Origin of the sequence: Cytobacillus citreus (assembly GCF_018343665.1) — a bacterium.
In the GTDB taxonomy this organism is placed as follows: Bacteria; Bacillota; Bacilli; order Bacillales; family Cytobacillaceae; genus Cytobacillus; species Cytobacillus citreus.
This window is the reverse complement of sequence record NZ_JAGYPM010000005.1, coordinates 82,423-96,457: the sequence shown is the minus strand read 5'-3', so window position 1 is coordinate 96,457 and position 14,035 is coordinate 82,423. Positions and strand designations below refer to the sequence as shown.

Genomic DNA, 14,035 nt, shown 5'->3' with positions numbered 1-14,035 from the left:
CGTTCATCTTTTTGAACGCATACCCCATACTCAATTAACATAAAAAAAAGGATGTGATCAATTGTCGAGGGAGGAAAGAGAAAGATTAGAAGCTAAAGAGCAGCGGAAAAACCCAGGTGGAATATTGAATAGTGCAATGACTAGAGCAATGACAGGGTCTCCGGATGGTGGCTGTTTAATTCATATACTTTCATTGATCATGATTATAGTGGCTGTGTTGATTGTTAAAGCGTGTTCGGGTTGTTGATTTGGATGCTAGTCGGCCGAGCGATGATATAATAAGGTAAAGTTATTTGATCGTGATTTAGGAGGTAGGGGCTTTGGATATTCATGTACTTGCGAAGGATGCTTTAGAGGCCCAGGGGATTCGCTGGATCATTGAATCACATTTAACAGGTGTTACGCTGACTTTATGGGATTCAATGGATGAGCTTTCAAATATTGTGCCAAATCAAAGGCCGAATCTTATCATATTAGATATGGATAAATGGGGGCATGCCAGCGAGGAGTTTTGCGAAATTCTGCAGAGGCGGAGAATTCGCTGGTTGGGGATTTCTTCCGAACGAATTTTCCAAACCGCTTATCGTGCTCTCCAATTTCGGGCGGAAGATGTGCTATTCCGGCCATTCTCTGCAGATGATTTAATCAAGCATATTCGACAGCTTCGCTTCCAAATACGAAATGAACAGCCCTCTTTTTTGCAAAATACCGAAGATGCTGCAGATGAATATCCAATTGATTACCCAGACCTTTTCTTGATCGATCAAGATTATACGGTGCCAATTACAATGGTTGCTTTCTTAACACCGAATATGGAAACACATAGGCTTGTTTATGATGCCCTGCAACGATACCCACTTCCTAGCAAGCATCGATTATTTGCTTTATCTGACTTTATTTTATGCGTTCAGGAAACGCAAAATATTGAGATCTTACGCGAGGTCTATCATTCATTTCTATTGCGTTGGAAAGAGCGAATGGACGAGCCGCTAGCTGTTGTCATCAATATTGAGCCCTCCGGAAATTCTTTGAAGGAGAAATACCAGGAAACGCGGCAATTGACGAAGAGGATATTTTTTGAAGGGTACGATATAATCTTGGCGGAGAATGAACAAATGATGCCACGGGAAATGGATCCGTTTCTAACGCCTCTTGAGCAGCGACAGTGGATTGAAATGCTAGAAAAGCAAGATATAAAGGCTATAAAGGAATGGGTTGAACGGCAATTTTTAACCTATGAACCTCCATTTCCTGACCCTGAGATGGTTCGCATCCGTCTAACAAGTGTACTTGCACAAATTCGGAGGCATATGAAGTCATACAATCTCCAAAGTGCTCTAATGGAAGCAGCCTATCATGAGGTCTTTCATCAAATTATTCATAAGCCAGTTATACATCAAATTGTACAAGAGCTTCTTGCATTTACAATCCGTTTGCTTCAGCAGGTTGAAGAACAACTGCAGGAAGGTCCGCGTACAATTATAGAAAAGGCCAGGGAATTAATAGAATCAAATTACTGGGATGCGGGATGGAATTTAGCTGCTTGTGCCGATGCTCTTCGAATAAATAAAAGTACGCTTAGCCGCCGCTTTTCTGTGGAATCTGGCCAATCTTTTCGTGATGTGCTCCATCAAGTCCGGATAAGAGAAGCAAAACGTCTGCTTCAAGAAACTGATTTAATGTTGGAAGAAGTCGCTAGATTAACAGGCTATTCGCATCAGACCTATTTTAACGCTAAGTTTAAACAGCTTGAAGGATGTACACCGTCTGTTTATCGATCTGGTTACAACAATAAATAATGAGGTTAGAGTGACCGTAAATAGACCATCGTCTGAAAAAAATCAGCTAAAGATGGTCAGAAAGCAAGTTAAATAGACCATTGATGGGGGAAAACAAACTAAAGGTGGTCAGAAAGCTAGTTAAATAGACCACAATTTGAAAAAAATCAGCTAAAGGTGGTCAGTAAACCCATTAAATAGACCACTATTCGATAAAAATCATCCCCAGATGGTTAGAATGCCAGATGAGGAGACTAATAATATAAAAATAGTCGCTTAATGTTTCATGGAGAGAACCAACTAAGGGAATCAAAACCAAACTATCGACATAGACACTTTAATTTTGCCTATAAGATTCCCACTCCTTGCCGTCCATAAATGACGGTTTTTTTCTTTGTTTTGAAATCATTTATAAAAAATACCAAATCATTAAACAAATATAAAACCATTTATAAAATAATCAATATTTTATAAATAATAATCTGAAATTTCCCTATAAAATAAATTTATAGACAAAGGGAGGTAATAAAAATGAAAACGATTTCAAATGAAAAGGTTGTACGTTACCGTGGAACAGAACTGAATACAAAGGGCTGGCTTCAAGAGGCCGCACTTCGTATGCTGATGAATAACTTAGACGTAGAAGTTGCAGAGCGCCCGGAGGATCTTGTTGTATATGGTGGAATCGGAAAAGCTGCTCGTAATTGGGAATGCTTTGACGCGATTGTCAAATCACTGAAGGAATTAGAGAACGACGAAACATTACTTATCCAATCAGGAAAGCCGGTTGCTATTTTTAAATCTCATGCCGATGCACCGCGTGTTCTTCTTGCAAACTCTAACATTGTGCCTGCTTATGCAAATTGGGATACGTTCCATGAGCTTGATAAAAAGGGCTTAATGATGTATGGACAAATGACAGCAGGAAGCTGGATTTATATCGGCTCTCAAGGGATTGTCCAAGGAACATATGAAACATTTGCTGAGCTTGCGAAGCAGCATTTTAATAGTACTCTTAAGCACACCATTACTGTAACAGCTGGACTTGGTGGAATGGGTGGTGCTCAGCCGCTTGCTGTCACGATGAACGAAGGAGTTTGTATCGGTATTGATGTTGACGAAACACGGATCGACCGCCGTATTGAAACTCGTTATACAGATGTAAAAACGAACTCGCTTGATGAAGCACTACAATGGGCAAAAGAAGCGAAGCAATCTGGAAAAGCTTTATCAATTGGTTTAATTGGTAACGCTTCTGATATTCTTCCTGAAATGATTGCCAAAGGCTTTATTCCAGATGTACTAACTGACCAGACTTCAGCACATGACCCGCTGAATGGATATGTTCCTTCTGGTATGACACTTGAAGCTGCGGCAGAATTGCGACAAGCAAATCCAGAGGAATATGTGAAGCTTTCCAAAGCTTCAATGGCAAAACACGTTCAGGCGATGCTTGAGATGATGGAAAAGGGTGCTATCACATTTGATTACGGCAACAACATCCGTCAAGTTGCCAAGGATGAAGGAGTAGAGAATGCATTTGCTTTCCCTGGCTTTGTTCCAGCTTATATCCGTCCGCAATTCTGTGAAGGAAAAGGTCCTTTCCGCTGGGTAGCACTATCAGGTGATCCTGAGGATATTTATAAAACAGATGAAGTGATTTTACGTGAATTTAGCAATAACACTCATTTATGCAATTGGATCCGCATGGCGCAAGAGAAAATCCAGTTCCAAGGTCTGCCTTCTCGTATTTGCTGGTTAGGGTATGGCGAACGTGCTCGCTTTGGAAAAATCATCAATGATATGGTGGCAAGCGGTGAATTAAAAGCGCCGATTGTTATTGGCCGTGACCATCTTGATTCTGGCTCTGTTGCTTCGCCAAACCGTGAAACAGAAGGTATGAAGGATGGATCTGATGTTGTATCTGATTGGCCAATTTTGAATGCGATGATTAATGCCGTTGGCGGAGCAACATGGGTATCTGTTCACCATGGCGGAGGAGTTGGCATGGGCTATTCCTTACATGCAGGTATGGTTATCGTTGCAGATGGAACGAAGGAAGCGGAAGCACGTCTTGAACGTGTATTAACAACGGATCCAGGTATGGGCGTTGTACGCCATGTCGATGCAGGCTACGAATTAGCAGAAAAAACAGCACGTGAAAAAGGCGTCAATATTCCGATGCTAAAAAAAGGGAATGAATAAGAATGACAAAACCAGTTTGGATTAAACATATTACACAGCTAGCCACACTTGCTTCGGAGATGAAAGGTCCTCGAGCAAAAGAAGCAATGTCTGAACTAGGACTAATCGAAGACGGGAGTTTATGGCTTGAGGATGGCATCATTCAAGCAGTGGGAACAACTACAGAGCTAGAGAATCTTTATGAAGAAAGAGCTCATGAAGCCGAAATCATTGATGCTACTGGACATATAGTAACGCCAGGGCTAGTAGATCCTCATACACATGTTGTCTACGGTGGAAGCCGTGAACGCGAATTCGAAATGCGGCTTGAGGGTGCAACTTATATGGAAATTATGAATGCGGGCGGCGGGATTCATGCCACCACCCGCATGACCCGTGAAGCAACAGAAGAAGAGCTAATCGAGCAAACAACAAAAAGGCTAGATTCTTTCCTTCAACACGGTGTGACAACCGTAGAAGGAAAAAGCGGCTACGGCATGAATCTCGAAACCGAGCTGAAGCAACTCCGGGTCATGAAGATGCTGCAGGATGCACATGCTATCGATTTAGTTCCAACCTTCATGGGTGCTCACGCTGTTCCACCTGATTTCAAAGGAAGAGAAGATGAATTTGTAGATTATTTAATTGATCATATGCTGCCAATCGTGGCTGAGGAAAAATTGGCCGAGTTTAATGATGTTTTCTGTGAAAAGGGAGTTTATACACCAGAGCAATCTGAGCGGATTTTAGAAGCAGGAAAAAAACTTGGACTGACTCCGAAAATACATGCAGATGAAATTGAACCATATGGTGGTGCAGAATTAGCGGCAAAAGTAGGTGCGATTTCAGCTGAGCATTTATTAAAGGCTTCAGATGAGGGAATTCTGGCAATGGCAACATCCGGAACAATTGCTTGTTTACTTCCGGCAACTGCCCTTTATTTACGTGAACAGGCTGCAGCCGGAAGGAAAATGATTGATAGTGGAGTCGCTGTAGCGATTTCAACAGATTGTAATCCTGGGTCATCACCAACAACTTCTATGCCGCTTGTTATGAATCTAGCCTGTATTTCTATGAGACTCACACCTGCTGAAAGCTTAACGGCTGCAACCTACAATGCTGCTTGTGCGATTAATCGCCAAGATCAAGTTGGATCACTTGAAGTAGGTAAAAAAGCAGACGTAGTCCTCTGGAATGTGAAAAGCTATCAGGAATTACAATATTTATTTGGTGTAAACCATGTTAAATCAGTATGGAAAAAAGGCGTTCAGGTGGTGTAAGAATCATGAAACAAAATTGGCTTCAAAAACCTGAATGGTCTTGGAATCGATCAGAGGGGGAACCGACCTATGTTCATCATTGGGTCCGCCCCCTTAAAGAAATAGAAGGCACACCAGATCTCATTCTTTACGGAGCACCGATTTCACGATCTTCTATAAGTGTCTCGGGTGCATCCTTATATCCATCTGAATTTCGGCGAATGTGGAAAGGCTTTGCCACCTACAATTTAGATGAAGATGTGGACTTGTCTTCCTATCTGGTTGCGGATGCAGGGGATGTCGCTATGCATACAACGGACATTCTGTTGTCTCATCAGCGCATCCAAGAAGCAACAGCTTCTTTAGTTACGGAATATATACAGACTGTGACTTGTATGATCGGGGGAGATCATTCAACGACAGCGTGTTCTGTCCGTGGAATCAAGGATGCTTTTCCGAACGAAACGATAGGGATCCTGCAGTTAGATACTCATTTAGATGTGAGGGATCCTGCTGAATTAGGGCCGGCAAATGGCACGCCGATTCGACAATTGATAGATGGTGGCATTGTAAAAGGGGAACATGTCATCAATATCGGGCTCCATGGCTATTTCAATGCAAAGCCTCTGATTGATTATGCAAAAGAGCAGCAAATTCAGATGGTGACATTGAAGCAAGCGCGCAAGCATGGAATGATTGAAACGATTCGACAAGCGCTAAATAATCTGTCAACAGAAGTTGATCGTATCTACGTAACTGTTGATATGGATGTACTTGATATTTCAATGGCTCCAGGTGTTCCAGCATCCACTCCAGGCGGCATGACAGCAACAGAATTATTTGATGCCTTACTGGAAATCGGCAAGCACAAAGGGGTTAAACATATCGATTTCGTCTGTTTGGATCCGAGCAAAGATTCAAGCGTCGCAGAAACTGTTAAAACCGGTGTCTATGCATGGCTGCAATTTGTCACCGGTCGAGTTTGCCAAAAAACAACATAAGCCATAATTCATACACGAAAAAGGGAATGGGAAGGAGATTAAATATGAATGCGAATCAACAGGTGAGTAAGCAAGCAACAGGGTCTAACCTACAGACATTACATGAATCTCCTGATATGTGGAAGTTTTTTGTTTATAGTTTTATTGGAGCATTTATGTTTTTCGTTCCTGTCACCATTGGGGAGAAAAACTCCATTATGCTTGACCACATTGTTTCCTATATTCAAACATACGCTGCACCGGCATTGCCATACTATGCCTTAATCATTATTGCAGCAGGCTCTATCTATCCATTTCTATCTGGAACATGGAAAAAGTCGACGGTCAATATCATTTTTTCCATTTTTAAGGTCATTGGTTTATTTGTGGGGATTATGCTTGTATTTAATTTCGGACCAGCATGGTTATTTGATCCTGCAATGGGACCGTTTCTTTTCAATAAGCTTGTGGTACCAGTTGGTTTGCTAGTGCCAATTGGCGCAGTGTTTCTGGCACTTCTTGTCAGTTATGGTTTGTTAGAATTTATCGGAGTCCTAATGCAGCCTGTTATGCGTCCTGTCTGGAAAACTCCGGGGAGATCAGCCATTGACGCAGTTGCCTCATTCGTCGGGAGCTATTCACTTGGATTGTTAATCACGAACCGGATTTATAAAGAAGGAAAATACACAGCAAAAGAAGCAGCCATTATTGCAACAGGATTCTCAACCGTTTCCGCTACATTCATGGTCATTGTTGCCAAAACATTAGGCTTAATGGATATGTGGAACACCTATTTTTGGGTGACGCTTTTTGTTACATTTTTAGTCACAGCCGTTACAGTAAGAATTTGGCCTTTATCTAAAATGAAAGATGAATATTATGAGGGGTCAACACCACAGCCAGAGGTGAAAGTAAGCGGCAATCGATTTGCAAGAGCATGGGATGAAGCAAAGGCAACACTAGCTGCTTCGCCTACCTTGTTTGATAATATAAAGACCAATTTAATGGACGGCCTGCTAATGGCAATGGCTATTTTGCCATCTATTTTGTCTATTGGATTATTAGGATTAGTCCTTGCAGAATTTACACCATTATTTGATTGGATCGGCTATATTTTTTATCCTTTTACTGCATTGTTTCAATTGCCAGAACCAATGCTGGCAGCGAAAGCAAGTGCACTCGGTATTGCAGAAATGTTTTTACCAGCCCTATTAGTTACGGAGTCAGCATTAATTGTTAAATTCGTTATTGCCGTTGTATCCGTTTCTTCTATTATCTTTTTCTCAGCAGTTGTCCCGTGTATTGTCTCAACTGAGATTCCAATCTCCATCCCAAAGCTTGTTGTGATTTGGATACAGCGAGTTATTTTAACCATTATTTTCGTAACGCCGATTGCATATTTGATTTTATAAAAGAATTTAACAGAAAGAGGAAGATGGCTATAAAAGTCAGCTTCCTCTTTTTCTTTTCAACAGTAATAGAAAATGTTATAACGAAAGATAAGGTTAATAGCGTAAAAGGAGGAGTGGTTAAACATGAAGTGGAAGGTTGGATGTATCCAAATGGATATTATTTTTGGTGAGCCGAAGCGAAATATGGAGCTCGCTGAAAAATGGTTTGAAAAAGCAGCAAGCGAGAAGTGCACGGTTGTTGTTCTTCCAGAACTGTGGACGACGGGATACGACCTAACACGTTTAGATGAAATTGCTCATGAAAAGGGAGAGGAGATTATTCAATTCCTTCAGCAGCAAGCTAAAAAGCATGAAATTCATATAATTGGCGGATCTGTAGCTAACCAAACGGCTGATGGAGTTTTAAATACAATGTACGTAGTAGACAAGGAGGGCAGGCTTGTCCATGAATATAGCAAGCTTCATCTATTCCAGCTGATGGATGAGCACTTATATTTGAAAGCGGGGCAAGATGAGACCTTGTTTATGATAGAAGGCGAAGGGGCAGCAAGTTTTATTTGCTATGATATTCGCTTTCCGGAATGGATGAGGAAGCCGATTTTAAAAGGAGCAAAAATGATGTTTGTCGTGGCGGAATGGCCAGAACCAAGATTAGATCACTGGCAAACGCTATTAAGAGCCCGTGCAATTGAAAATCAAAGCTATGTCATTGCATGTAATCGAAGTGGTCAGGACAAGAACAACAAATTTGCAGGCCATTCTATGATTATCGATCCATGGGGAGCGGTCATCGCTGAGGGAAGCGATCATGAAGAGCTTGTTATTGGTGAGGTTGACCTAGATGAAATCGATTCGATTCGTAACAGAATTCCTGTTTTTGACGATCGCAGGCCAGAAAGTTACTGAGAATTAGTTCCTTTCTTTTAAAACATATTATGTAATCAGAGTTTGTATTACGCAAAACACAATGCCTTCAGGTTTTATTCACATACCTGCTTCTCATGAGCTTGCCATTCAGCATGGGAAAAATCCAAAAAAACGCAGAAAAGAGATGATTTAGATGCAAAAAGACGTTGTTCAGGGGAAATCGATAGATGACTGGAAAAATGAATATCCGTTGCTGTCTGAAATGACGGAGCTAAAAGAAGTATTTTGGACAAATCCGAAGTATAAATCTACTGAAGAGCCTTCTTCGTTAACGATGGAGGATGTCATGGATGCAGAAGCTAGACTTGCTCGATTTGCTCCATACATAGCAAAGGTTTTTCCAGAAACAGCAAAAGATAATGGACTTATTGAATCCTCGCTTGTCTCCATTCCAAAGATGCGAGAAAGATTAGAGCAATTCGATCTAAATGAGTTACCTGGTCAATTATTATTAAAATGTGATAGTCATCTCCCGATTTCAGGTTCGATCAAGGCGAGAGGCGGAATTTATGAAGTATTGAAATATGCTGAGGAGTTGGCATTAAAGCATCAAATGCTAACATTGGAAGATGATTATTCCCAATTAGCAGAGCCTAAATTTACGGAGTTTTTTTCAGGCTATTCCATTGCAGTCGGTTCCACAGGGAATTTAGGGTTAAGCATTGGTATTATGAGTGCGAAGCTTGGTTTCAAGGTGTTCGTTCATATGTCAGCTGACGCTAAACAGTGGAAAAAAGATTTGCTGCGAGAAAAAGGTGTGACCGTAGTCGAGCATGCATCGGATTTTAGTGAAGCTGTTGCTCAAGGGAGAAAACAGGCTAGTGAGGATCCTAATATGTATTTTGTCGATGATGAAAGCTCGAAGCATCTTTTCCTTGGCTATTCAGTAGCAGCTCTTCGTTTGAAGAAGCAGCTAGAGGAACAGAATAGGAGGGTGGATGAAGAGTATCCTTTATTCGTTTATTTACCCTGTGGAGTAGGAGGCGGACCGGGCGGAGTCACATTCGGACTTAAGCTTGTATTTGGGGACAACGTCCATTGCTTCTTCATAGAGCCAACCCATTCTCCATGTATGTTGCTAGGCTTAATAACCGGGCTTCATGACAAGGTAGCCGTTCAGGACTTTGGCATAGATAACAAAACGGAAGCGGACGGACTTGCAGTAGGACGACCATCTGCATTTATTGGAAAAGTAATTGAAAATAAGATTAGTGGCATTAGCACTGTCGAGGATGAAAAACTATTTACTCTCTTAACTATACTTGCTGATACGGAGGGAATTTTCCTAGAACCATCAGCACTTGCTGGTTTTTCTAGCTATGTAGAATTATTTAACTCGGAAGCCGGCAGGGAGTATTTGAGAAATCATCTTCTGGATACTCATTTAAAAAATGCAACACACATCATCTGGGGAACAGGTGGAAGCATGGTTCCTGAGAGAGAAATGAAGCAGTACTATGAAAGAGGAAAACGAACAATAGGTTAGTTGTTTCAAAATTATGATAAAGGGGATTAAATCGTTGGATAGCAAGCTATTTTACAAGGATTCATATATAAAGTCTTTCACAGCGGATTTACTTAAACAGGAGAAGGATGACCAAGGCAGATGGTATGTTGTATTGGATAAGACAGCATTTTATCCAACTGGAGGGGGCCAGCCCTATGATAATGGCACTTTAAATGATGTGAAGGTCATCGATGTGGAGGAAATAGACGGTGAAATCCGCCATTATGTAGAGACAAATTTAAGTGATTCTACTGACGTAATTGCTGGTGAAATTGATTGGGACAGGCGCTTTGACCATATGCAGCAGCATGCGGGTCAGCATATCTTAACGGCAGCTTTTGTAGAATTATTCGGAATGGAAACGATTAGTTTTCATCTTGGAAAAGAATTTTTAACGATTGATTTAAATTGCGAAGAGCTTACAGAAGAACAAGCTTGGGAAGCGGAGAAATTAGCGAATCAAATAATTTTAGAAAATCGGCCAATTGAAACAAAATGGGTAACGGAAGACGAGATTTCCAGCTATCGCCTGAGGAAGCAGCTGGCAGTATCCGAAAATATCCGTCTTGTTATCATTCCTAGTTTTGATTATAACGGATGCGGTGGGACACATCCGAAATCAACGGCAGAAGTGGGATCTATCAAGATCTTGGATTGGGAGAGACAGAAAAAGAAAATTCGCATTCAGTTTGTTTGCGGAGGACGTGTACTAACCCAGCTTCATCAAAAGCAAAGAGTAACGAAAAGTCTAACAGAGGTGTTAAATGCACCAGAACTTGAGCTTGCAGCGGTAGCAAAACGACTCATTGACCAGGGGAAAAATCTTGAAAAATCACTAGAAGAATTACATGGAGCCCTCCTAGAGTATGAAGCGAAGGAGCTGCTTGGGGAAGCTCGACAATCAGATGGCTGGAAAATGATTAGTGAGGTTTTTCAAAATCGGTCCATTCAGGAACTTCAAAAGCTTGGGCGTACCATTACGGCTCATTCTGATGAAGTATTAGTAATCTTAGTTAATGAAATAAATGAAAAACTTCAATTTGTCTGTGCGAAAGGGGCCAATCCACCAATCAGTATGAAGAAGCTAAGCGGCGAATTGCTGCCTTTGATTAATGGAAAAGGCGGAGGAAATGATCTCTTTGTGCAAGGTGGTGGAGAAGCGCTGAGAACAGGTGAGGAGCTTCTTCAACATGCACTTGAGAAGCTGAAGCAGGAACTTAATGCAGTCAAATAATAACCATTAACAAGCTCTCTAATTGTTTAAAGTTGAAATTGCCTATGGAGTATAGAAGCGGATTTTTGATCCGTCTTTTCGTACCCCATAGGCTTTTCTGATATTAACAAAGTTAATTTATAATATGTAGAGCGAAATTAACAACTTGCTAAAATCCCCATAGCCTTTCCTGATTAAGGCCGAAAGAAGCCATGAACCATCAAAAATCCCAGTGCCCTGTCCAGATTAAGGTAGAAAGAAGCCATGAACCACCAAAAATCCCAGTGCCCTGTCCAGATTAAGGCCGAAAGAAGTCATGGACTAGCAAAAATCCCGGATACCTGTCCAGATTAAGGCCGAAAGAAGTCATGGACTAGCAAAAATCCCGGATACCTGTCCAGATTAAGGCCGAAAGAAGCCATGAACCACCAAAAATCCCAGTGCCCTGTCCAGATTAAGGCCGAAAGAAGCCATGGCCTAGCAAAAATCCCAGTGCCCTGTCCAAATTGAGGTAGAAAGAAGCCATGAACTAGCAAAGATCCCAGTGCCCTGTCCAGATTGAGGCCGAAAGAAGCCATGAACTAGCAAAAATCCCGGAACCCTGTCCAGATTAAGGTAGAAAGAAGCCATGAACTAGCAAAAATCCCGGAACCCTGTCCAGATTAAGGTAGAAAGAAGCCATGGACCAACAAAAATCCCGAAGCCCTGACCAGATTGAGGTAGAAAGAAGCCATGAACCACCAAAAATCCCAGTGCCCTGTCCAGATTGAGGAAGAAAGAAGCCATGAATCATCAAAAATCCTTGTGCCCTGTCCAGATTAAGCATAAAAGAAGCCATGAATCACCCAAAATCACCGATCCCTGTCCACATTGAGGAAGAAATGATTCAAATTTACTATCGTTTTTCCAAATTATAAAAGTCAGGTAGAAGTCAATTGACCTATCTTTATAGGATCAAAGATTTTGGGAACTAATTAATAAAATATTTAGAAAAATCAAATTAAGTGGTTGTCAGTCTGCCTCTGTTGTATTACAATCCATATAAGGGCCTATGCATTACAATGAATGTTTATGTTATCCACATGAACACCTCATGTAATATCCTTGCTCTGCAGGAGGCATTTTTTTATGTTTCAGCCGAATACGGTTTATATTATTGGAGATAGCAAAACATCCTTGAATAATCCAATCATGCAAAAATATAATGGCTTCTTTATCGGGCTAGTGATAGATAGGGATACAGATAGAATTGTCGATGCAGAATGCTCAGCAACGATTGCTTTGACCTCCTTATTTATAAAATCATTGTTCGTTGGGAAATCCATTTTAGAAGTAGATCGGATGAATGAGGAGATTGAACACCGGTATTTTGGCTCATCTCAAAAGGCTTTAATGGTTGCATTTAAGAATGCGAATATTAAATATACACAAATATTGAATAAATAAGCTGCTTTTTCTGTTTGGCGCAGATGAAATCCAGCTGTTAGAGATTGATTATTTTTCTCTGACAGCTGGATTTTTTACATTTACACGTTAAGAAAGTATAAATTGCCAGCCAGAAGATGATTCGATGTAGTTGCCAATTTTAGGAATTAAGTATAAGTGCAACTACGCCTCTGTCTCCGCCTTTCCAAGGCTCGCCAATCTGCGAGTTTTCTTTAAAAACCGCTAGAATAATAGCTTTGCTTTAAGTCTATTGTTGAAATTGCAAGTGGGGTGTACGGACAAATTTTTAAAACGCCCTTGGGAACATTTTTTGAACGCTTGTCTCATAGGCTTTTCTAACAACATTATGGTGTAACAAAGAAAAAATTAGAATGTATTAAAGCTCAGTTTTGATAATACTATTTTGTTTTTGATTGGAGCGGAAAGCGAGTGCCTGCAGTGGAAATCAACAAGGAAGTTTAACATAGAAAAAAACTAAAAAATGGGGGTCTAAATATGAAGTTATTTGTATCTGTTGATATGGAAGGAATTACGGGCTTAGCTGATCACACACATGTTGACTCTTCTAAGCATAACTACGAACGAAGCCGCATGATTATGACGGAGGAAGCGAATCATGTCATAACAGCAGCATTTGATCAAGGATGCTCAGAGGTAGTTGTGAATGATAGCCATTCGAAAATGAATAATCTGTTAATAGAAAGGCTTCATCCTGAAGCTCAAGTAATAGTAGGAGATGTTAAGCCATATTCCATGGTGCAAAATTTGGATTCTACTTTTATAGGGGCTATGTTTATCGGCTACCATGCTAGGGCTTCGATGAGAGGAGTTATGTCCCACTCGATGATTTTTGGTGTCCGCAACATGTACATCAATGATGTAGCTGTCGGAGAGATGGGGCTTAATGCATACGTTGCCGGCTACTATGGTGTTCCTGTACTAATGGTAGCAGGTGATGACCGGGCAGCACTGGAGGCAGAACAGCTTATACCGAATGTAACGACTGCTGTTATAAAGGAAACGATTACTCGTTCAGCGGTTAAATCATTAACACCTGCAAAGGCTGGTGAGCTTTTAAAGGAAAAAACAGCAGAAGCCTTAAACAATAAAAATCTCGTCAAACCGCTTGTTCCACCTGATAATCCACTATTAAGAATTGAATTTGCCAATTACGGACAGGCGGAGTGGGCAGGTCTCATGCCTGGAACGGAGATTGAGGAAAACACAACGATTGTTCGTTATCAGGCAAAGGACATTCTTGAAGCTTATAGAGCAATGCTCGTCATGGTTGAATTAGCAATGAGAACATCATTCTGTTAGGAAGTGTTA

The 14,035-nt window shown here is 41.0% G+C and carries 11 protein-coding genes; all 11 read left to right on the top strand.

All coding sequences use genetic code 11. The features are described from left to right. Positions 1-61: 61 nt before the first annotated feature. The 11 genes from KHA94_RS20840 (at position 62) to KHA94_RS20790 (ending at position 14,026) form a co-directional block, all read left to right on the top strand. A complete protein-coding gene (locus KHA94_RS20840) occupies positions 62-247 on the top strand; it encodes a hypothetical protein (RefSeq protein WP_213104052.1) in 186 nt (61 codons plus the stop codon). 73 nt (positions 248-320) lie between these two features. Continuing rightward, positions 321-1,799, top strand: a complete 1,479-nt coding sequence (locus tag KHA94_RS20835; RefSeq protein WP_213104051.1) for a response regulator transcription factor — start codon at positions 321-323, stop codon at positions 1,797-1,799. A gap of 510 nt (positions 1,800-2,309) precedes the next feature. Beyond that, positions 2,310-3,983 (top strand): urocanate hydratase, encoded by a 1,674-nt coding sequence (hutU, locus tag KHA94_RS20830; RefSeq protein ID WP_213104050.1) that lies wholly within the window; start codon positions 2,310-2,312, stop codon positions 3,981-3,983. Positions 3,984-3,985: 2 nt separating this feature from the next. After that, positions 3,986-5,242 carry an imidazolonepropionase gene (gene hutI, locus KHA94_RS20825; RefSeq protein ID WP_213104049.1) on the top strand — a complete coding sequence of 419 codons (1,257 nt, stop codon included), beginning with the start codon at positions 3,986-3,988 and terminating at the stop codon, positions 5,240-5,242. A 5-nt stretch (positions 5,243-5,247) separates the two neighbouring features. Further along, positions 5,248-6,222 (top strand): agmatinase family protein, encoded by a 975-nt coding sequence (locus tag KHA94_RS20820; RefSeq protein ID WP_213104048.1) that lies wholly within the window; start codon positions 5,248-5,250, stop codon positions 6,220-6,222. Positions 6,223-6,338: 116 nt separating this feature from the next. After that, positions 6,339-7,613: a YjiH family protein gene (locus KHA94_RS20815; RefSeq protein ID WP_249365670.1), complete on the top strand. Its 1,275-nt coding sequence runs from the start codon at positions 6,339-6,341 to the stop codon at positions 7,611-7,613. A gap of 123 nt (positions 7,614-7,736) precedes the next feature. Next, a complete protein-coding gene (locus tag KHA94_RS20810; protein WP_213104046.1) occupies positions 7,737-8,519 on the top strand; it encodes a carbon-nitrogen family hydrolase in 783 nt (260 codons plus the stop codon). A 154-nt stretch (positions 8,520-8,673) separates the two neighbouring features. Then, complete coding sequence (locus KHA94_RS20805) at positions 8,674-10,026, top strand: D-serine ammonia-lyase (RefSeq protein WP_213104045.1); 1,353 nt, start codon at positions 8,674-8,676, stop codon at positions 10,024-10,026. 34 nt (positions 10,027-10,060) lie between these two features. Then, on the top strand, positions 10,061-11,281 hold the full coding sequence (locus KHA94_RS20800; RefSeq protein WP_249365661.1) for an alanyl-tRNA editing protein: 1,221 nt from the start codon (positions 10,061-10,063) through the stop codon (positions 11,279-11,281). Positions 11,282-12,388: 1,107 nt separating this feature from the next. Continuing rightward, positions 12,389-12,706, top strand: a complete 318-nt coding sequence (locus KHA94_RS20795) for a DUF3870 domain-containing protein (RefSeq protein ID WP_213104043.1) — start codon at positions 12,389-12,391, stop codon at positions 12,704-12,706. A 495-nt stretch (positions 12,707-13,201) separates the two neighbouring features. Then, positions 13,202-14,026 carry a M55 family metallopeptidase gene (locus KHA94_RS20790; RefSeq protein WP_213104042.1) on the top strand — a complete coding sequence of 275 codons (825 nt, stop codon included), beginning with the start codon at positions 13,202-13,204 and terminating at the stop codon, positions 14,024-14,026. The last annotated feature ends 9 nt before the right edge of the window (positions 14,027-14,035 follow it).